Annotated in this window: 19 protein-coding genes and 1 tRNA gene; 11 read left to right on the top strand and 9 right to left on the bottom strand. The window is 35.6% G+C overall.

Annotation, left to right across the window (positions count from 1 at the left end):
• The first annotated feature begins 19 nt into the window (after window positions 1-19).
• Window positions 20-1,396 (top strand): aldehyde dehydrogenase, encoded by a 1,377-nt coding sequence (locus tag FEZ18_RS07040; protein ID WP_153267671.1) that lies wholly within the window; start codon window positions 20-22, stop codon window positions 1,394-1,396.
• A 5-nt stretch (window positions 1,397-1,401) separates the two neighbouring features.
• Here the strand turns inward: FEZ18_RS07040 and FEZ18_RS07045 are convergent, their stop codons facing one another.
• From FEZ18_RS07045 to FEZ18_RS07075, 7 genes are all read right to left on the bottom strand, one after another.
• Window positions 1,402-1,944, bottom strand: coding sequence for a CIA30 family protein (locus tag FEZ18_RS07045; RefSeq protein ID WP_194269527.1), 543 nt, complete (start codon window positions 1,942-1,944; stop codon window positions 1,402-1,404).
• Window positions 1,945-2,192: 248 nt separating this feature from the next.
• Window positions 2,193-2,852 (bottom strand): HD domain-containing protein, encoded by a 660-nt coding sequence (locus FEZ18_RS07050; protein ID WP_153267673.1) that lies wholly within the window; start codon window positions 2,850-2,852, stop codon window positions 2,193-2,195.
• 63 nt (window positions 2,853-2,915) lie between these two features.
• Window positions 2,916-3,908 (bottom strand): acyl-ACP desaturase, encoded by a 993-nt coding sequence (locus FEZ18_RS07055; RefSeq protein WP_153269072.1) that lies wholly within the window; start codon window positions 3,906-3,908, stop codon window positions 2,916-2,918.
• A 10-nt stretch (window positions 3,909-3,918) separates the two neighbouring features.
• On the bottom strand, window positions 3,919-4,656 hold the full coding sequence (locus FEZ18_RS07060; protein WP_153267674.1) for a lysophospholipid acyltransferase family protein: 738 nt from the start codon (window positions 4,654-4,656) through the stop codon (window positions 3,919-3,921).
• Window positions 4,657-4,726: 70 nt separating this feature from the next.
• Complete coding sequence (gene nadD, locus FEZ18_RS07065; RefSeq protein WP_153267675.1) at window positions 4,727-5,305, bottom strand: nicotinate (nicotinamide) nucleotide adenylyltransferase; 579 nt, start codon at window positions 5,303-5,305, stop codon at window positions 4,727-4,729.
• Between the two features lie 10 nt (window positions 5,306-5,315).
• Window positions 5,316-5,903 carry a guanylate kinase gene (gene gmk / locus FEZ18_RS07070; protein WP_153267676.1) on the bottom strand — a complete coding sequence of 196 codons (588 nt, stop codon included), beginning with the start codon at window positions 5,901-5,903 and terminating at the stop codon, window positions 5,316-5,318.
• 71 nt (window positions 5,904-5,974) lie between these two features.
• A complete protein-coding gene (locus FEZ18_RS07075; RefSeq protein WP_153267677.1) occupies window positions 5,975-6,832 on the bottom strand; it encodes a YicC/YloC family endoribonuclease in 858 nt (285 codons plus the stop codon).
• A 297-nt stretch (window positions 6,833-7,129) separates the two neighbouring features.
• Between FEZ18_RS07075 and FEZ18_RS07080 the strand changes: the two genes are divergently transcribed.
• From FEZ18_RS07080 to FEZ18_RS07110, 7 genes are all read left to right on the top strand, one after another.
• Window positions 7,130-7,516, top strand: coding sequence for a hypothetical protein (locus tag FEZ18_RS07080; RefSeq protein WP_153267678.1), 387 nt, complete (start codon window positions 7,130-7,132; stop codon window positions 7,514-7,516).
• 188 nt (window positions 7,517-7,704) lie between these two features.
• Window positions 7,705-9,978: a TonB-dependent receptor domain-containing protein gene (locus FEZ18_RS07085; RefSeq protein WP_194269528.1), complete on the top strand. Its 2,274-nt coding sequence runs from the start codon at window positions 7,705-7,707 to the stop codon at window positions 9,976-9,978.
• A 148-nt stretch (window positions 9,979-10,126) separates the two neighbouring features.
• Window positions 10,127-10,852, top strand: coding sequence for a class I SAM-dependent methyltransferase (locus FEZ18_RS07090; RefSeq protein WP_153267680.1), 726 nt, complete (start codon window positions 10,127-10,129; stop codon window positions 10,850-10,852).
• 298 nt (window positions 10,853-11,150) lie between these two features.
• Entirely contained in the window at window positions 11,151-12,635 is a 1,485-nt protein-coding gene (locus FEZ18_RS07095; protein WP_153267681.1) for a potassium/proton antiporter, read from the top strand.
• Window positions 12,636-12,743: 108 nt separating this feature from the next.
• Entirely contained in the window at window positions 12,744-13,253 is a 510-nt protein-coding gene (locus FEZ18_RS07100) for a DUF3124 domain-containing protein (protein WP_153267682.1), read from the top strand.
• Between the two features lie 263 nt (window positions 13,254-13,516).
• Complete coding sequence (locus FEZ18_RS07105) at window positions 13,517-14,434, top strand: ClpXP adapter SpxH family protein (RefSeq protein WP_153267683.1); 918 nt, start codon at window positions 13,517-13,519, stop codon at window positions 14,432-14,434.
• A 144-nt stretch (window positions 14,435-14,578) separates the two neighbouring features.
• Entirely contained in the window at window positions 14,579-14,947 is a 369-nt protein-coding gene (locus FEZ18_RS07110; RefSeq protein WP_153267684.1) for a hypothetical protein, read from the top strand.
• 147 nt (window positions 14,948-15,094) lie between these two features.
• On the opposite strand, the gene FEZ18_RS07115 is transcribed toward FEZ18_RS07110, so the two are convergent.
• Window positions 15,095-15,176, bottom strand: a tRNA-Leu gene (locus FEZ18_RS07115).
• Window positions 15,177-15,323: 147 nt separating this feature from the next.
• Here FEZ18_RS07115 and FEZ18_RS07120 point away from each other — a divergent pair.
• From FEZ18_RS07120 to pth, 3 genes are all read left to right on the top strand, one after another.
• Window positions 15,324-16,265: a ribose-phosphate pyrophosphokinase gene (locus tag FEZ18_RS07120; RefSeq protein WP_153267685.1), complete on the top strand. Its 942-nt coding sequence runs from the start codon at window positions 15,324-15,326 to the stop codon at window positions 16,263-16,265.
• Between the two features lie 76 nt (window positions 16,266-16,341).
• Window positions 16,342-16,968, top strand: a complete 627-nt coding sequence (locus tag FEZ18_RS07125) for a 50S ribosomal protein L25/general stress protein Ctc (RefSeq protein ID WP_153267686.1) — start codon at window positions 16,342-16,344, stop codon at window positions 16,966-16,968.
• 80 nt (window positions 16,969-17,048) lie between these two features.
• Window positions 17,049-17,675 (top strand): aminoacyl-tRNA hydrolase, encoded by a 627-nt coding sequence (gene pth / locus FEZ18_RS07130; protein WP_153267687.1) that lies wholly within the window; start codon window positions 17,049-17,051, stop codon window positions 17,673-17,675.
• A gap of 80 nt (window positions 17,676-17,755) precedes the next feature.
• Here pth and FEZ18_RS07135 read toward each other — a convergent pair whose 3' ends face one another.
• Window positions 17,756-20,794 carry a reprolysin-like metallopeptidase gene (locus tag FEZ18_RS07135; protein WP_153267688.1) on the bottom strand — a complete coding sequence of 1,013 codons (3,039 nt, stop codon included), beginning with the start codon at window positions 20,792-20,794 and terminating at the stop codon, window positions 17,756-17,758.
• Between the last annotated feature and the right edge of the window lie 65 nt (window positions 20,795-20,859).

The raw sequence follows: 20,859 nt of genomic DNA on the forward strand, positions 1-20,859 counted from the left end.
TTCAAAAGACGATATTTTTATGAACGATACAGCCGAACACATCGTAGATGAACTTATAGAAAATCAAAAAGTATTTTTTGCCACAAATCAAACCAAATCGGTTAAATTTAGGTTAAAACAGCTTAGAATACTCAAAAACGCCATAGTAAAATATCAAACTAAAATCGAAGAGGCTTTATGGAAAGATTTACATAAATCGCCAGAAGAAGCCTACTTAACCGAAATTAGTTTAGTGAACAGCGAAATTGATAATCATATAAAACATTTGAAAAACTGGACTAGAATAGCGCGTGTCGCTACACCTTTACACGTGTTGCCGTCTTCAAGTAGGGTTGTATATGAGCCTTTAGGGGTTGCTTTAATTGTAGCCCCATGGAATTATCCATTTCAATTACTTATTAACCCGCTAGTTGGAGTCATATCTTCGGGCTGCTGTGGCGTTTTAAAACCTTCGCCTAGAGCCCCCAATACGGCCAAAGTTGTAGAGGAGATGATTGCAGATAGTTTTGCTCCAGAATATATTAATACCGTACAAGGCGGAAGAGCGACCAATACCATTTTGTTTAATAAGCGTTTTGATGTCATTTTCTTCACTGGAAGCCCTAAGGTTGGCAAAGTGGTGATGCGGGCTGCTGCCGATCACCTTACACCCCTAATATTAGAGTTGGGCGGAAAAAGTCCTTGTATTGTTGATAAAGATGCCAATATTGATGTTGCTGCAAAGCGTATTGCTTGGGGTAAGCTCATTAATGCTGGCCAAACCTGTATTGCCCCAGATTATCTATTTGCCCATAAAACTATAAAAGCAGAGTTGCTGGACAAAATTGCCCAAAACATCGTAGTGATGTATGGCGAAAATATAAAAGAGAGCCGGTTTTACCCGCGTATTGTAAATGAACAGGCCATGGATAGATTAGAGGCCTTATTAAAACAAGGGGAAATTCATTCGGGCGGACAAATGGATAGAAAAGAAAAGTTTATTGCGCCTACAATTATTGATAAGGTCGACCCTGATTTTGCTGTAATGCAAGACGAGATATTTGGACCTATTTTGCCAGTAATGGAGTTTGAGAATCTGGATGAGACTATAAATTACATCAATAAAAACGAAAAACCTTTGGCGCTATATTATTTTGGCAAATCTAAGACGGGAAGGCGTGTGTTAGCCCAAACCTCATCTGGTGGGGCTTGTATAAACGATACGCTTATGCATATAATTAATCACGATTTACCTTTTGGGGGTGTGGGAAATAGCGGAATGGGGAAGTATCATGGAAAAGATAGCTTTCTTGCTTTTACCAATAGAAAGGCGGTAGTAGTAAGTCCTACTTGGATTGATATACCTCTTAAATACGCACCGTTTAAACACTTTAATATTATAAAAAAATTAATTTAAAAATCTTATTCAAATTTTATATAATCAATTTCAATATCAAAAGCCCCGGCTTTACTATCGCTCACAATTAAAGCAATGTTGAAGACTTCAGGTAATACATCAAGCGGCATATTATCGCCAATAATTTCTGAAATGCGGTAATGTTTAAATTCGGAAATATTAACTTTTAAAACTTCCCAGTCGCCCGATTTTGGTTTAAACGTAAATTTATGATAAGGCACGTAATAGCGTTGAGAGGTTTTAAGCGAAAGCCCGAAAGTTCTATCGGTGCTAGAGCTTTTAAAACGTATTGTCATGGTTTTACAATTTTTTAAACTGCCTTTTTCGATAAGGGTTCTTATACTTGCAAAACCACCATTGTTCTCTAAAGAGGTTTCGCCTTTAAAAAGAACCGTGTTTTTATTTTCGGTTATACTGGAGGTTGACAAGCCACCCATAACACCATCGTTAACAATACGCCATGTTTCGGTGTGGTTCTGAGTTCCAAAATTAAAGATAATGCCAGGAGAAGAGGTGATAAGTGCCATAAGAATGATTAGATTTTTCATAAGCTTAAAGCTAATACAAAACGATTTAAAACCCAATAGACTTATGAGAATGTTAACAGTTTTATAGAGTACACCATAAGAACCAATCATTTCTTTTGCCTTAGAGTCTTCAAAGGTTTCAAAAACCTGTGAGACTTCCCAGCGAAATTATATTTAAGGTGCTAAAAACAACATGTTTATGTTTTAAAAATCTATACTGTTCTAAGTAAATTTTTAATTGGAAAATATATTAATTTACAAAGTAAGAACTATAGCTTACCAAGCCACTCGGCATAAAACTGCTCAAGAAAACCCAACATGTAGATGTGTCTAGCTTCTGCAATTTGCTGGCCTGTTTTGGTGTTCATTTTATCTTTAAGTAACAATAGTTTTTCGTAAAAATGATTAATGGTTGGTGCAGTAGATGCTTTATACTCCGCTTTAGTCTGGTTGAGTTTAGGCGCAATCTCTGGGTTATAAAGGGGTCTGTTTTTAAAACCGCCATAATTAAAACAACGTGCAATACCTATGGCTCCAATAGCATCTAGTCTGTCGGCATCTTGAACAACCTCTAATTCTTTGGATTTAAAGGCTTGCTCATGTTCTAAAGACTTGTTAAACGATATGTTTTCTATAATTTTTACAACATGCTCAATAACTGCTGAATCTACATGTATTTTAGATAAAAAATCTCGCGCTTTTTTAGGACCAATAGTATCGTCGCCATTATTAAACTTGCTATCGGCAATATCATGTAGTAATGCCCCTAATTGCACTACAAAATCATCAACGTCCTCATTTTTTGAGATAAGCAGGGCATTATTGTATACTCTTAAGGTGTGAAACCAATCGTGCCCGCCCTCGGCATTTGCAAGAGTTTCTTTAACAAAGCTTATGGTTTGATGTATGATGTCTTCAGAATTGTACATGATATAAAAATAAAAATTCCTTTCGGTTAAGAAGGGAATTTGTTTCTAAATTAAAATGGTATGTTATCTAACAACCGCGGGTTCTACCCATTTAAATTGAAAAGAGTTTTCAGGAATTTTAATTCTATCAGCCAAACGCAACATGCGACTTGGCAGTTTCATTAAGTAATCTCTTGCTTTTTCTGCCTCGTCTGTTAGGTTGGTAATTTTATCAATTTCCCAACGGTTAATTAGTTTTTGTAAGATTTCTACATAATCTCTCGAGGTGTATACGCCTATGCGCTGTGCGGTATTTGAAAACTCTTCAAAAGCCGTACCTATTTGATTGCCCGATTCTCTTAAGAAATGAGCCGGCATGGTTATTTTTTGTTTCATCATATAATGAAAAGCCATCATCATTTGGCTGGGGTCTACTTTAAAAATGCGTTCTACAAACTCAGAATAAGCATGGTGGTGGCGCATCTCGTCGCCCGAAATAATTTTACACATTTTAGCGAGTTGCTTATTGCTTTTGTCTTTAGCAAGTTTTGCCACTCGATTGTGAGATACATAGGTGGCTAACTCCTGGAAACTGGTATAGACAAAGTTTTTATAAGGGTCTCTATCGGTACCAATATCAAAACCGTCGGCAATTAAGTGTTGTGTGGTTTTTTCAATTTCGCGCATATTTACACGCCCAGAAAGATATAGGTATTTATTAAGCACATCGCCATGGCGGTTTTCTTCACCTGTCCAATGGCGCACCCATTTTGCCCAAGCGTTTTCCCCGTCTACTTGATCTACACCTTCAACATCCATAAGCCAAGATTCGTAGGTTGGCAGCGCTTCTTCGGTGATCATATCGCCAACTAAAACGACCCAAAAATCATAAGGTAATTCTTTTGATAATTCTCGTATTTCTTTCAATTCATCAAAAAAATGCTCGCCTTCAGAATTGGGTAAAAAATCGGATGGTTGCCATATTTTTTCTACAGGAATTAGATATTTTTCTATTAAAGAATCCACATCTTTTTCTATAAATTTCATGACTTCTAATCTGATGTTTTTTGCCGACATGGTTAAGGTTTTAAGTATGCACATGCTCCTTTATAGTAGTTTCAATACTACTTATAAGCGCTTGCTTGTCCTTAAAGGTACTCAATTTGATTGGTTTATGCACCGTAAAAGTGATATGAGTTCCTAGATTTATGGGAAAACTACCATATTTCATGGTCTTCCATGAGTTATTTATAGAAACAGGCACCACAACTGCCGATGGTATTTTTTTAAATAAAATCTCTAGTCCTTTGGTTTGAAATGGTTTTAAATGCCCATTTTTGCTTCGGGTTCCTTCAGGAAAAATAACAGCAGTGCGTTTGTTGGTTTCAATGTATTCACCAAATTTCATGAGTGCGGGTAAGGATTGTCTTGGGTTTTTGCGGTCTATTAATGCACCACCACCATGACGTAAGTTAAAAGAGACACTTGGTATGCCTTTACCTAATTCTATTTTACTAATAAATTTGGGGTGGTGTTTGCGTAAAAACCAAGTAAGCGGGTAAATATCATGCATACTCTGGTGGTTTGCCACCACAATTAAAGGCTGATTGGTGTCTATTTGATTTGGGTTGTTAAAGGTGTATCGCATACCCACTACTTTCCCGCAAAGCATGAGGACAAGCTGTAAAGCATCAACACTTTTTTTATGGGCTTGATATCCAAAAACATGAAAACTAACCCATTGTATGGGATGAAATATAAGTAAAGCTATTAAAAAAGAGAGGTAATAAATAGCAGTTAACGGGTATGATAATAATTTTAACATAAACAAAAATAATTAAAAACTTGTTTTTTGGTAACTGTGAAGTCGAACGTTATTTATTTTAAATTCCGTGCTATCTGTAGAAAAGCATTTGGTCTATATATTTCCAAACCGGTTCTGGGAGCATGGGTTTAACATTTTTTCCAGCTTGTATGGCGTTTCTAATAAAGGTTGAAGACAGCTCTATTCGCGGTGCATCGACATGATGAATTTTTTGGTGATTATCGAAAGGTGTTGCTACTTTCCCGCTTGAAATTCTAGGATAGACATAGATATGATGATTTTCTAATATTAATTCATAGTTCTTCCATTTATGAAAACTTTTTAGATTGTCTTCTCCCATAATTAATGAAAACTCATGGTCGGGGTGCTTTTCTTGCAGATAAACTAAGGTGTTAATCGTGTAATTAGGCTGAGGTAAATCGAATTCTATTTTGCTTGGCTGCAGTTTTGTATAGTCTTTTGTGGCAAGATATACCATTTCTAAACGCTCATAATCATCTAAAAGACTACTCTTTTTTTTAAAGGGATTGTGAGGTGTAACCACAAACCAAATTTGATCTAAATCACTATGTTCTACCATATGATTTGCGATGATAAGATGCCCAATATGTATAGGATTAAAGGAACCAAAATACAATCCAACTTTCATTATTCTAATTTTAAGAATTTACAAATTCACTTACTAAAGTTTCTGCTTCTTGAAGTGCTGTTTCTAAATTATCGTTTTCAATAATAACGTCGAATAAAGGTGCGGTTGCTAATTCTGCTGAAGCTTTAGCAATACGCATATTAATTTTATCATTACTTTCTGTTTTTCGCTTTTTCAATCTAATTTTAAGCTCGTCTATACTTGGGGGTTTTACAAAAATTGCAAGTGTTTCTTCTGGGAACTTGCGCTTTATACGTAGTCCGCCAGACACATCAATATCGAAAACCACGTGTTTGCCTTCGGCCCAAATGCGTTCGATTTCGGTTTTTAAAGTACCGTAGAAATTATCGCGATACACTTCTTCCCACTCTAAAAACTCTTCGTCTTTTATCTTATTTTTAAACGCACTTGCTGTTAAAAAGTAATAATCTTTTTTATCGACTTCTTCGCCGCGTTTTTCTCTAGATGTTGCCGAAACAGAAAATGCTAAATTTAAATCCTTATTTGCCAATAAGTGCTTTACAATGGTGGTTTTACCAGAACCCGATGGTGCTGAAAACACGATAAGTTTGCCTTTTTTTTGATTGGTTTTTGTCACTAATACAAAATATTTTATGTTAATCTCACTAATTACAGTCTATTACATATGCCATGTAAACGGTAATCTAATTATAATACATTTAACAATTGTTCCTTAATTTTTTCGAGTTCGTCTTTCATTTGCACAACCAATTGTTGCATGGGCGCATAATTACTTTTCGAGCCTATCGTATTTATCTCTCGTCCTATTTCTTGGCCAATAAATCCAAGTTTTTTGCCGTTAGAGTCGTTGGAGTTTATACTCTCTGTAAAGTAGTTTAAATGATTTTTTAAGCGAACAATTTCTTCGGTTATATCAAATTTTTCTATGTAATAAACCAGTTCTTGTTCAAATCTGTTTTCGTCGTATTTCTCTTTTAATTCTTCAATACCTTTTGTTAAACGTTCACGCACGCCATCAATACGATCGGGGTCTATGGCGATTACTTGTTCAAGTAAATCATCTATAACAGCAATGCGGTTATTAAAATCTTGTTCCAAGACTTGGCCTTCTGTTCGTCGGTAATCGATAAGATTGATTACCGCTTTATTGATTTCATCTTGAATGGCTTCCCATTCGTCTTCGTCTATGTCTTCACGAATGGTGTTTAAAGCATCTGGAAAACGAACAGCCATTTTAAGTAAATCCATTGCATCACCATCAACCACATTTTTTAACTGACTCATGTATTGTTTAACAACAGGGGTGTTAATTTGTGTCGAGGTATCTTCAGCAGTGGTTTCAACATAAATGGAAAATTCTATTTTACCCCGCTCTAATTTTTTAGCGAGAAGCTTTCTTATAGCGAGTTCTTTCTCTCTATAAATCGAGGGCATTCTAGCGTTTAAATCTAAGTTTTTACTATTTAGAGATTTTAGCTCGATAGTAATTTTTTTTGTAGGTAATTGCAAAACAGATTTTCCGTAACCCGTCATTGAATGTATCATATTCAAAATATATTAAGTTGCGCAAAGGTACGTAAAACCAAAGGTTTAGAAAACCTATTAGTTTAAAAATAGCGGGGCTTTTTCTGCTTCAAATTTATCAACTTACAAAGAATAGGCTTGTTTATTTAGTTTTTAAAACAAACTAAAATGCTTAAAACGATGTTTGTAGCCCTAAGAATTCCAGAATTCTATTGGCGATTTAGCTGTTACTACCATTAAAAATTGATATCGATTTAATGATAAAAATCATATTTAAGCATAATATTAGTTTGTAATTTTGTTTGAGAAAGCAATTTAGTGAAAACACAATACGCTTATTTTTTTATATTATTATATGCAACGGCATTAATACGACCAATTATTCCAATAATTGAGTACAGTATTAATTTTGATTACATATCAAAAGTGTTGTGTATAAATAAGGACGAGCCTGAACTTGAATGTGCAGGTAAATGCCAGCTTGCTAAAGAAATAAAAAAAACGATGCCCACAGAGACAGGAGATAAGAAACCTGTATTGCCTTCAACAGAATTTGATAAATTTCCAATTACTTATCATAACACCGTACAGCAGATATGCTTTATATTTGCGCCTTTAAAAACATTAAATTGTTTTGGAAACCATGTGGGTAAAACCATTAATTACATCTCTTCTGTTTTCCATCCACCCGATGTTTTAGTTTAATCGATTCGTGTCTGCAGCTTGATTTGTGGACTTCCTTTTGAGCTCTTATTAGAGCGGTCAAAACTATGCTTTTGATAGTTTTGGTTTAGGATTTCATGTTTTTTTCAATCGAATACATGCGATTTGGAAACTATAAACCTACCCTAGAATTACTGCAAAGTTTTTCGAGGATTAAACTAAAAACAAAAATGAAAAAATATATTTTAATGATGCTTTTAACGGCATCGTCAACCCTTATGCTTTTTGGGCAACCATTAACTGTAAAAGGCAAAATTGTAAATGCTAGCAATAATATGCCTATTGAAGCGGTTTCTATTCATATTAAAAACACCTCTAAATTTACTTCTTCCAATCGCGATGGCACATTTGTATTGGATGCCCGTATTAATGATATTCTAGTTTGTAATCATGTAAGTTTCAAAACCAAAGAAATTGTGGTCGATGGCAGTACCCTATTAATTACACTAGAAGAAAAAATAATTAATTTAGATCATATTATTGTCGAGGCCAATGTTTTGCGAGATATATCGCAATCTACCGTAGTGGTCGATAATGTTAAAAGCGCCACCCAACCAAGAAATGTAGGTGATCTTTTTAGAGACATAAGAGGATTTGGAGTGCAAAAAAGAGGGGCCTATGCCTCAGAGCCAACTTTTAGGGCTTTTAAATACGAGCAACTCAATATTCAATTAGATGGCGGTATGAAAATTTTAAATGCTTGCCCTAATAGGATGGACCCCATAACCACACATATTATTTCTGATGAAATTGAGAGAATTGAAGTGGTAAGAGGGCCTTTTACAGTAAGATTCGGTCAGAATTTTGGAGGGATTATCAACTTAGTATCTAAAAACCCAAGTGCTTTAACTAAAGGCATTCACGGTAGTGTTAGTACAGGTTATGAAACCAATGGGGATAATTTGTCTACCACAGGAAACATAACGTACAGAGGCCAGAAACTGGATGTATCTTTAAATGGTGAGTATCGCGATTATGGCGATTATAAAGATGGAAATGGTACAGAAGTCACATCGTCTTTTAGAACCACAGATTATTCTGTAAAACTGGGTTATAACCCCACCGAAAACCAACGTATGCAGTTAAGCTGGAGGCAATCTTTTGGTAGGGATATAGACCATGCGGGTTTGCCAATGGATTCCCCTTACGACGATAGCTTTCTTGCGGGATTAGATTATAAAATATATGGAATCTCCGATTTTATAAATTCATTTGCTTTTAAAGGGTTTTACTCTGAGGTGGATCATTTAATGACTAATGAAAATCGCCCAAGTTTTATGGCTACCGATGCAGCTTCAAATGTGTTTGCAACAACTTACGGTGGTAAAATGGAATTGGTGTTATCGCCAAGCGAAAACATGCTTGTTTTCACAGGATTAGACGCCAATCTTATTGAAAGAGAAGGCGATAGAATAAGAACAGTTAAGATAATGAACGGCAATCCCTTACCAATACCCCGAGTTTTTACAGATAAAATTTGGCAAGATGCAAAAATAAACGATTTTGGTGTTTTTGTAGAGGGCAAATATAGAATTGGAGATGCTTATACCTTAACTGCTGGTATACGGTCGGATTTTGTGAGAGCTTCGGTAAACGATCCAGCACAAGACTTCTTGATGCTGTATGGTGGTACTATTGATGCTGTTAATGAGACCAATATTAGCGGAAATGTTTCCGTAAAATACAAAGCAAACCACAGCCAAATTCAATTGGCATTGGGTAGAGGTGCACGAACGGCGTCTATGATAGAGCGCTTTGTAAATCATTTTAGTGTGGGTGTCGACCCGTATGAATATGTGGGAAACCCCAATTTGAATCCTGAAATTAACAACCAAGTTGAATTGTCTTTCAATAAAAAACACCATCAATTTGAGTTTGGTGCTAGTGTATTCTATTCTTTTATAGAAGATTATATTGTGCCTGTTGTAGACCAAAGTATACCACGAAAGTTCATGCCTATGGCACAACCAAGATTTGCCAAACGTTTTATTAATATTGATGAGGCCACACAATCGGGATTTGAGATGTATTTTAATTACGACATCAACAATAACTTTAAATTCTCGTCGGATATGTCTTATACATACGCAAAAAACGTCGATTTCGATGAGCCATTACCTCAAGTAACACCATTTACTGCACATGCAGCGTTAAAGTACGAAAAAGCCAAATATTGGTTTAACTTAAATTCAAGATTTGTAGCCGCACAAAATCGAATTTCTGAAAGTTTTATGGAAACTAAATCCAGTGATTTTGCAACTTTAGATTTTAGCGTAGGTGTTATGCCATTTCATAATTTAACCCTTGGCGCTGCGGTTTTAAATATTTTCGATACGGCCTATTACGAGCACTTAAATTTCTCATATAAAAACTCTAACCTCTTGTCTGGCAGAATATACGAGCCTGGTAGAAACTTTACGGTTAAGTTAAATTATAAGTTTTAATACGCGTTTTATTTATCTATTATAAACTGTGGTTGAAAGTAATTTTAATCACAGTTTTTATTTTAAATAGTTCATTCAAAAAAAATACAGGCACAAAGGGAAACTAAAATTAGCGCACATCAACTATCTTTGAAAGAAAATAATTATTATGAGTTTTTACCAGCAAATCGCCCCCTATTATCATCATATTTTTAAAATTAATGAGAAACAAGTCGAATTTATCACCTCCAGAATACCAAAAAGCGAGTCTAAAATTTTAGATATCGGCTGTGGTATTGGAACACTTTCTTTTGAATTGGCCAAACATTACAACAATGTTTTAGGTATTGATATGGATTCTGAAATGATTCGAGTAGCCCTAAATAAAAAGGAGAACCAATCTGAAGCCGTTCAATTTAATCAAATGAGTATGCTTGACTTAAGTACAGCTTTAAACAAGCATACTGTTGGAGGCATCGTTTGTTTTGGTAATACTTTAGTCCATTTAAAAGCTTTAGATGAGGTGGCAGATTTTTTGCAGCAATCAAAAAACGTTCTAAAACCCAAAGGAAAACTGCTATTACAAATTGTTAATTACGACAGAATTATTGAAAACAACGTTAAAAGTTTACCAATTATAGACAATGATGTTATCACTTTTAAACGTCAATACAACTACCGAAAATCTGAAAATAAAATAGATTTTAACACCTATTTAACCGTTAAATCAACCCAACAAACTATTAAAAACACCGTTGAATTATTACCTCTATTAAAAAACGAACTCGAAGAGCTTTTGCACAAAGCAGGTTTCAATAATTTAAAGTATTACGGTAGTTTTAATTTAGAAGCCTATACTTTAAATAGTCCTGCTTTAATTGTAGAGGCTTGGTAGGCGGTTTTATTTTAAAAGAAAGCCATAAAGTTTTAGTAAAAGAGATTTTTAAGAACCAAACTAATTTGTATATTAACACGCCAGCATTGTAGCGCCTTGTATTAAATACCAAATTAGCCATGTCATGTCGCATATAATTGGTTTTTTTTTCGCTCATATTTCGGTATAAAATAAAACCATAGCTACGGCTATGCTTTGATTTTCTACCTCATCTGAACAAAAAATAATTCAAATTAATTATACGACATTTCAAAACTAAATTGGTATAATAGGCGTAAATTCAAATAACTTTTAATTAATGAATATAACAATTGAAAATATACTTTTAATAGGTTCTATTTTACTTTTAATAAGCGTTGTAGCAGGTAAAACCTCCTATAAATTTGGAGTGCCTACCTTATTGCTTTTCTTGGCAATAGGGATGTTGGCTGGCACCGATGGTATAGGGGGCATTAATTTTAATAATCCTAAAATTGCACAGCTTATAGGGGTTATTTCACTTAATTTTATTTTGTTTTCGGGGGGTCTAGATACGAATTGGAAATCTATAAAGCCCATACTTGGTGAAGGGATCGCTTTATCTACCTTAGGCGTGCTGTTAACGGCACTTAGTATTGGGGGTTTTGTTTATTATATTACCGATTTTACCTTTTATGAAAGTATGTTACTGGGTTCTATTGTCTCTTCAACCGATGCTGCAGCCGTATTCTCAATTTTACGCTCTAAAGGATTGGCATTAAGAGAAAATTTAAGACCTACCCTTGAGTTAGAAAGTGGTAGTAACGACCCTATGGCTTACGTCTTGACACTCTCTTTTTTAACCTTAGTGGTTAATCAAGATCAAAGTATTTTATCGATTATTCCAGCGTTTTTTCAACAAATGATTGTTGGTGCTATCGCAGGTTTTGCATTTGGTATAGCAAGTAAGTTTATTATCAATAATATAAAGTTAGATTTTGAAGGGCTTTACCCTGTTTTGGTTATTGCCTTGATGTTTATAACCTTTTCGGCAACCGATTTTATTGGTGGTAACGGTTTTTTGGCTATCTATATCTGTGCCGTTTATCTGGGTAATCAGGTTTTAATGCACAAAAAAGCCATATTAAAAATGTACGACGGTTTGGCTTGGCTTATGGAAATTGTACTGTTCCTCACCTTGGGTTTGTTGGTCTTTCCGTCACAAATCATACCTTTTATGGGCATTGGTTTGCTAATTTCTGTGTTTTTAATTGTGGTAGCTCGTCCCGTAAGCGTGATGATAAGTTTAATGTTTTTTAAAATGAAATTTAGAAGGGGACTGTATATTTCCTGGGTGGGTTTGCGTGGAGCCGTTCCAATTGTGTTTGCAACATACCCGCTCTTGGCAGGTGTAGATAAGGCAAACATTATTTTTAATATTGTCTTTTTTATTTCGGTAACTTCGATATTAATTCAAGGCACAACACTTTCGGTGGTGGCAAAATGGCTAAATGTGGCCTTGCCGCAGAAATCGAAAAAAATTACCCCAACCGATCAATTTATGTTGGAATTACCTAAATCTTTACTTCAAGAATTTAATGTTTCATCAGATTTTTATTGTGCTAATAAAAGAATTGTGGATTTAGATTTCCCTGAGAATGCTTTTATAGTTATGATAAAACGGGATAAGGAATATATTCGTCCAGTAGGCTCTACCGAGATTAAACCAGACGATATTTTAATGGTTCTAGCAGATACCGAAAACGATTATAAGAAAGTTTACCAATGTCTTAAGTATAGAAAGCAAACAGCGGAGTCGCAATAAAAATGAGGGAAACCCAAAATATTGGGCTTTTAGAATAAAGATGCACAAAGGGCTATGATTTGATTATGGTATAAGTATAATAACAAATTCTAAAAACATAATTTTCAAATGAAAACAATATATGTATTTCTAATCTTACTATTTGTTTTTTTTAGTTGTAATGATAAGAGAGAGCTGAGCTCTATAAATCCAGAAAATTGGGAGAAACGGCGTGCTGTTATTAAAACAAGCGATTCGCTAGACTACGGTAAATCTTACCTTTCGGTGTATTCTGAAATTTTTAGCTTGTCAGAGCACACCACTCATAATTTAACCTCTATGGTAAGCCTAAGAAATATTAGCGAAACCGATACCATTTATATTTTAAGAGCCGAATATTACGACACTCACGGTAAATCGGTTAGAACCTATTTCAATTATCCCATTTATTTAGCACCTTTAGAAACCACCGAAATAATTATAGATGAAATTGACGTTTCTGGTGGGACAGGTTCAAATTTTATATTCGAATGGAAAACTCCAAGAAACTGCCCAGAGCCATTATTTGAAGGTGTCATGAGTTCTACGATGGGGCAACAAGGCTTATCGTTTACAACGCAGGCCAAGCGCATAAATTAACATATGCGTTTGGGGTTGTTGCTACAGGCATTCAATAAAATGATTACTAGGAGTTTTACATAGAGGTAGGACTTATACATAAGCTTAAATACAACAATTTAACCCTTTAAAATGATAGTAAACCTGATAAAAACCGACCAACGAAATTAAAATCACGAGACCCTCAAAACATAGCTCTAACACGAGTTTATAAAAACAACAAGGTTAGCACATCTACTATAATTTTACAGGGTACTCGCTAAAATAATTGAAGATCTAAAAAAATGAAAAAAGAAAACAATCCGCTATTATGCGATATAGAAACTGGAATTTGCCAAACAACTGGCGAGAATATAGAAGTGCAAACAGAAACTAAAAAGGCCTCTCATAATAACCAGATAAAAGCCATTTATTATACAGATCCTATTTGTTCTTCCTGTTGGGGAATAGAACCGCAATTGCGCAAACTTAAATTGGAGTACGGGCACACCATCGAGATCCAATATAAAATGGGCGGCTTACTGCCAGATTGGAATTATAATAGTGGCGGTATTAGTAAACCATCAGATGTGGCCGGACACTGGGACGAAGTCAGTGTGCACTACGATATGCCAATTGATGGCGATGTGTGGCTTGAAGATCCGTTAGCCTCATCTTATCCACCTTCAATTGCTTTTAAAGCCGCACAAATGCAAAGTCAGGAAAAAGCCATTTTATTTCTTCGTGAAATAAGAGAAATGGTGTTCTTAAAAAAGATAAATATCGCCAAATGGGAACATTTAGAAGTAGCGGCTAAAAAAGTTGGCCTCGATATCGAGCAGTTTAAAACCGATTTTAAAGGCCCGGCAGAAGCTTTATTTCAAGACGATTTAAAGTTTGGAAAAGAACTAGGGGTAAGAGGGTTTCCAACCATATTTTTTGTGGATCATGCCGGAAACAAAGAAGTTGTTTATGGTGCAAGACCTTATGCTTTTTACGAAATGGCCATTCTAAAACTAAATCCGAATCTTATAAAAAGTGAATACAGTAAACATTGGGAGTCACTTTTCAAAATTTACCATTCACTTACGGCCAAAGAATTTTCAGAACTATCTGGAACCCCAAGACACGAAAGTGAACAGGTTTTAAATACGCTTTCAAATGATGTTAAATTGGAAAAATTGACCACAAAAAACGGATCTATTTGGGTGTGGTTGCCATAAAGCTTTTGTTCTGTTTTTAGTTGGTATAAAAATCTTATTGGGAGTGTTTTTAAAGCAGTAAACAAGATCCTTAACTGGTAAAGACCAATATAAATTATAGCTTTTTTACTACTGTTATTACTTCTTTTTTACTACATTTAAGGTATGAAAATAGTAAAAACCATTTTTTGTAATAATAAAATGGCTTCCTGTTTAATTTGCAATACCACCTATCGAGCTGGGGAGTCCATTATTCCGTTACCTAGTTGTAAATGTGGCAACATCCCATTTTTTGATGTTACAGTACATCAGGTGAGATGCAGTGTTAGCTGGGAGTATGTAAAAGTAGACTGCAAAAACAACTGGCAACATGTGGTTTTAGAGCAAATTAAACAATTTGGTAAACCAAAGCATGTGATTAAATTTAAGACTGAAGAAGAAAAAATAGATTACAGTCTTTCTTTATTACTGCACCCACATGATATACATTTCGAAACGTCAAGAAAAGATGGGTTTAATTATTTTGATGATTAATTATTTATATGCTTCACAAGCTCTTTAAATCTTAATTGAAGTAACCGGATAGCGGTGTTATTTGAATAAATTAGCTAAAAGTCTGCAAGATTTCGGCATTTTAAATTAAAAAACCCTTTAAAAACGAATGTTTCAAAGGGTTTTGTGTACTCAAGGCGGGAATCGAACCCGCACGTCTCGCGACATTGGATTTTGAATCCAACGTGTCTACCAATTCCACCACTTGAGCGTGTAGTAGGCTGCAAAAATAAATATAATTTCTATAATAATCCTAAAAATACTAGACAATATACTTTTTAGGTTAAAATAAATGTATAAATTTGCACCTCGGTAAAATAAAGTGCGCTTTTTTGCGCTAAAAAACAACTAGTTAACTATGTCCACTGTCATTACAGAAGCCAAAATTTTCTCATGTACCCAAAGTACAGAACTTGCTCAAAATATTGCTGCGGCCTATGGCACCAGCTTAGGAAAGGTTATAACTTCAACATATAGTGATGGTGAGTTTCAGCCGTCTTACGAGGAGTCTATTCGAGGGACAAGAATTTTTATAATTGGATCTACAAATCCGAGTTCTGAAAATTTAATGGAGCTGTTGTTAATGATAGATGCTGCAAAACGCGCATCGGCCAGACACATTACAGCTGTAATGCCTTATTTTGGATGGGCAAGACAAGACAGAAAGGATAAGCCTAGAGTACCCATCGCTGCTAAACTTATAGCTAAAATGCTTGAAGCTGCAGGAGCAACTCGAATCATCACAATGGATTTGCACGCCGATCAAATTCAAGGCTTTTTTGAAAAACCTGTAGACCACTTATTTGCGTCTACCATTTTCTTGCCGTATTTAAAAAGTTTAAATCTGCCAAATTTAACCATAGCTTCGCCAGATATGGGCGGATCGAAAAGAGCTTATGCTTATTCTAGAGCCTTAGAGAGCGATGTCGTGATTTGTTACAAGCAACGCGCAAAAGCTAATGTGGTTTCGCATATGGAGCTTATTGGTAATGTTGAAGGTAAAAACGTCGTCTTGGTTGACGATATGGTAGATACCGCAGGAACCTTAACGAAGGCTGCAGATTTAATGATGGAAAGAGGCGCTTTAAGTGTGCGCGCCATTTGTACTCACCCGATATTATCTGGTGATGCTTATAAGAAATTACAAAACTCGAAATTAGAAGAGTTAATAGTAACAGACTCGATTCCTTTACAGCAAAAAAGTGATAAAGTAAAGGTTTTAACTTGTGCCAACTTATTTGCTAATGTGATGCATAAAGTACATCACAACAAGTCTATTAGCTCTGAGTTTTTAATGTAATTTCGGCTTTGCTAAACAGCCCAAAGGTTGTAGTTTAAGCTAAAAAAAGAATATTAATTAATTATATAAATAGAAAATGAAATCAATTACAATTAACGGATCTCAAAGAGAAAGCGTGGGCAAAAAAGCAACAAAAGCCTTACGTAATGCTGGTCAGGTTCCTTGCGTATTATACGGAGGAGATAAACCAGTGCATTTCTCAGCACCAGAATTAGCCTTCTCTAAACTTGTATACACGCCAAATGCGCATACAGTTGTAATTACTTTAGATAGTGGCGAGACTTTTAACGCAGTACTTCAAGACATTCAATTTCACCCGGTAACAGACAGAATCTTACACGTAGATTTCTATCAGTTATTTGAAGATAAGGAAATTGCTTTAAATATCCCAGTTCGTCTGGTTGGTAGTTCAAGAGGTGTTAAAAACGGTGGTGTTTTAAGAAGAAACAACAGAAAATTACGTATTAAAGCGCTTCCAGCAAACTTACCAGATTTTATAGAGATCGATATTACGCCTCTTAAAATTGGTGATAAAATTGCTGTTGGTGATTTACCTACCGATGGATACACATTCTTACATAACGACAACACACAAGTAGTTCAAATTAGATCTTCTAGAGTTGCTGTTGCAGATGAAGAAGATGAAGAAGAATTAGCTGAAGGCGCAGAAGCACCAGCAGAAGAGGCTAAGGCTCAAGAATAAATAAATATTTCGATATTTAATAAAAAAAGCATTCTGTTTTATTCAGGATGCTTTTTTAATTTTGCATAAATTGGTTTTTTATGTTTAAATTTTTATTCAGATTATTTAAAAAGAAAACGCATACAGAGGATTTAGATGCTATGAAAAAATACTTGATAGTTGGTCTTGGTAATATGGGGGCGAAGTACGAAAACACCCGACACAATATAGGCTTCAAAATTTTAGATTACTTTGCAGATAAAGAAAATTTGGTTTTCGAGACTCAAAAACTGGGTGATGTTTGCACCTATAAATTAAAGGGCAGAACATTTGTATTCTTAAAACCCAATACTTACATGAATTTAAGCGGTAAAGCCGTTTTGTATTGGTTAACGAAAGAGAAAATTCCTTTAGAAAATTTATTAATTATCACAGACGATTTAAATTTACCTTTTGGTACTATTCGGCTAAAAACCAAAGGGAGTGATGGTGGCCATAATGGGTTAAAAGATATTCAAGACAAGCTGAATACGACTAAATACAACCGTTTTAGATTTGGAATTAGCGATGCCTTTGGTAAAGGCAGGCAAGTAGACTATGTTTTGGGAGATTGGTCTGAAGAAGAAAACAAAACCCTTCCCGAGCGTCTAGAAAAAGCCGTAGAGCTAATAAAATCTTTCGCTTTGGCTGGTGTAAGTAATACCATGAATGCTTTTAATGGCAAGTAATATGATTTTAAAGCAAATAGAACCCTATCCTTTATATCATGTTTATAGTCGTCTAGAAACAGCGTACCGATCTTAATCTGCTATTTAAAAATCAACTTTTTAGTAGACTTTCGTTTATTGTCGCTTACATTTAAAATATACATGCCCGATTGCGGGTAGTTTAAAGCTATTTCTTCTTTAAAGTCACCGCCATCCTGGAATGTTTTTTTGTAAATTAATTGTCCAGTAAGGCTAAAAATTTCAACTACGATATTACTAGACAAAGAGCTGTTGAGTTTAATGTAGAATTGACCTTTGTTAGGATTGGGGAACACCACAAAGTTATCAAAACCAAATTCTTCTATGGCTTTAGAGGCTTGTACAGTGAGTGTATAATCTTCAACTTCACCATCAAAACCATTTTCACAAGATCTTGGGCTAGTACCATCGTTAAACTTTGTAGTAACCCGCATGGTTGTGTTTCCTAAAACGGCATCAGTAGGAATGGTTATAGATAATGGTGAGTTAGAAGTTTGGCCGTCTAACTCATTAAAAGTAGTGCCTAGATTGTAGGTTTCGCCCGCATCATCAAAATCACAATCTTGGTTCCAATCAATCCAGACCGTGGTGTTGGTCCCAAAATTACCGTCGGTGTTTGTATTTACGGTTAAATTATAAGCGCTGCCTCTATTAACATCGGTTGAAATAGCAGTGTAATCAGAATAACCAGAAGGTTTCAGGGAGCTATTGTTAATGGTATTAAATTCAACAAGTGTGGTACTTGTTGCATAGTCTGTATTTGCCACCGACGGGCAAATTTGGTTATAAAACGGAAATAACACATTCCTGGTTTTCGGACTTCCTGCGGTTGGTGTTCCTGTTATTGTTATAGGATAATCATCTTGTGCCACGCCCTCTAAATTAGAAATAGTCATAGTTACCAGCCCCGAGGTACTTAAATTCTCTGGTAAAAAAGTAACTGTAGCTCCTGCAGGAATACCAGATGCACTAAAGGTGGTGTTTTCAGAAAAACCATTGGCAGCAACATATTCGAAGGTGAAATAGGCCGTAGTCTCCTTACAGTCTATAGGTTCTAGGGTTTCGTTAGCTATAAAAAAATCTGGATTTGTAGAAATTGAGAAATCAAAATCAGACACATCGTAAAAAATATTATCGGCAGCTTCGATAAGTAGTCTAGCCATTGAGGTGTTTGTTATGGCTGGTACCATAAAAGTGTATGACCCGGTATTGGGTATGTTTGAGGCAATTAAAGTATCAAAAGTAGTGCCGCCATTTGTAGAGAGAACAATGTTTACATTTTGACAATTAATGGGGCTATTATTTGTTTCTCCTACATTCCAATTAATGGTTTCTGTTACACCTTGAGTCCACGATATTGGGTTTACTATGCTAAAGGGTGTGACGTCTTCTACCGTTATTTGCATCGTGTCGTAACTTGTTTGACCGCCACTGGGTAGAGCAGGCGATCTATCTCTAACAGTTAATGCCCAATTTAAAGTGCGAGGTACTGTCGAGACGGTTTCCCAGTCGCTACCTAGTGTAGGATTAGTCTGAATGGTGTTGCCGTCTAAAACACTCGTAAGTTTGGGGATATATCGATTTGGTGATGCCGATGGTGGTAAGGATCTATTCATTGCGCCTGAGTTTAAATTGGGGCCAAAATTTAAGTAGTTAGTGGTGCCACTATCTATTTGTTCCCAAGTATAGGTAAGCATATCACCGCTATCAAGATCTGTTGCCGCCCCTTTTAAAACATAGGCTGTCCCTTTGGGAATACTATAGTTGCTTCCCGCATTAGCAATAGGTGGATTATTTAAAATAGGCTGAGAGGTCTGGCAAGTTTTGGTAGCGAGATTGTCTAATATTTGCTTTATACTGTGGTAATGAAAATAATCATCACTGTTTAGGCTTACGTTGTTCGGTCCTGTAATTCCGGCGTAAGCCATAATGGTTGTGCCGCTTCCGGGTTCAGAATTCACCCCAGTACCCTCAGATTCAAAAGCAAAGGTGTGGGACGCACCCATTTGGTGTCCAATTTCATGCACCACATAGTCAATATCGAAGGTGTCTCCTTCTGGTCTGTTATCAGATGGCGAGGTGTAAGCACTTCCTTTATTTCTGTCATTGGTGTTTAAGGGGTCGTCGTCCACACAAACACAGCCAATACAACCAGCGTTCCCTCCACCGCCAGAGGCGCCAAACAAATGGCCAATATCATAAGCGGCATTACCAATAACACTGGTTAAGGTGTTTTGTACTTGTAAGCTCCATCCGTCTAAGCCGTTAGATTCTGTACCTATATTCGCATCAGAATAGGGGTCTGTTAAAGCATCGGTATATATAAGCTGCGGGGCGTCTACAAGCTCAAAGCTCACGGCCATATCGGTTTCAAAAACGGCATTTACTCGCGTTAACGTAGCGTTTATAGCAGCTAAGGCACCAGCAACTGTTCCGCCGTGGTATGCGGTGTATTCTCCTGTTGCAGATATAGCTATTCTAAATTTTTGAAGGGTTTGGTTATTTGCTCCGCCTTCATTTTTGTTATGATTGCTTGATTTTTTAGGACTTGTACTTAAGGCTGCCATAGTAGTACAGCTAAAGCGGTCTAGTGTTGTCTTTTTAGAGTTTTTTTGATAAACCACATAAGTGTTTAAACCTTTTGTTACAGGTTGCATAAATACTGTGGGTTTATCGGGGTAAGATATCATGGTTTGGATGCCCTGAGGAGAAACACTCATACGTAAACGTATTTTAGCATCTTTTGTACTGTACCCGACGTAAGACTTTATGTTTGGGTATTTTGCAGCAAGTTCTGGCGTAAAAACTGGAGCTTCATAAACCCTAAAAGATTCAAGTATACCGTTTAAACCAGGAACACTTATTATTTTTCCAGAAGTTTTGGTCTGAGCTTGTCTTAAAGGCGCAGATGAAACAAGTTGTTTAAATCCTGAGGTATCTAACTTAAAGAGATGTGTTTTACTCTCGAGGAGATTTAATGCTTTAAAATCTTGGGTATGTTCTATTTGATTAACTTTATTCCACGTGTCATCTTGAGCTAAAACTGAAAACACACATAAAAGCATTGCTATTGTTAAAACATAATGTAGTTTTGTTTTCATGAATTTAATTTTTGTGCAAAACTTTTAAGAGATTGTCAACAAATCTAATTTTTTAAGTCGAAACC

The organism is Oceanihabitans sp. IOP_32 (assembly GCF_009498295.1).
Classification (GTDB): Bacteria; Bacteroidota; Bacteroidia; order Flavobacteriales; family Flavobacteriaceae; genus Wocania; species Wocania indica.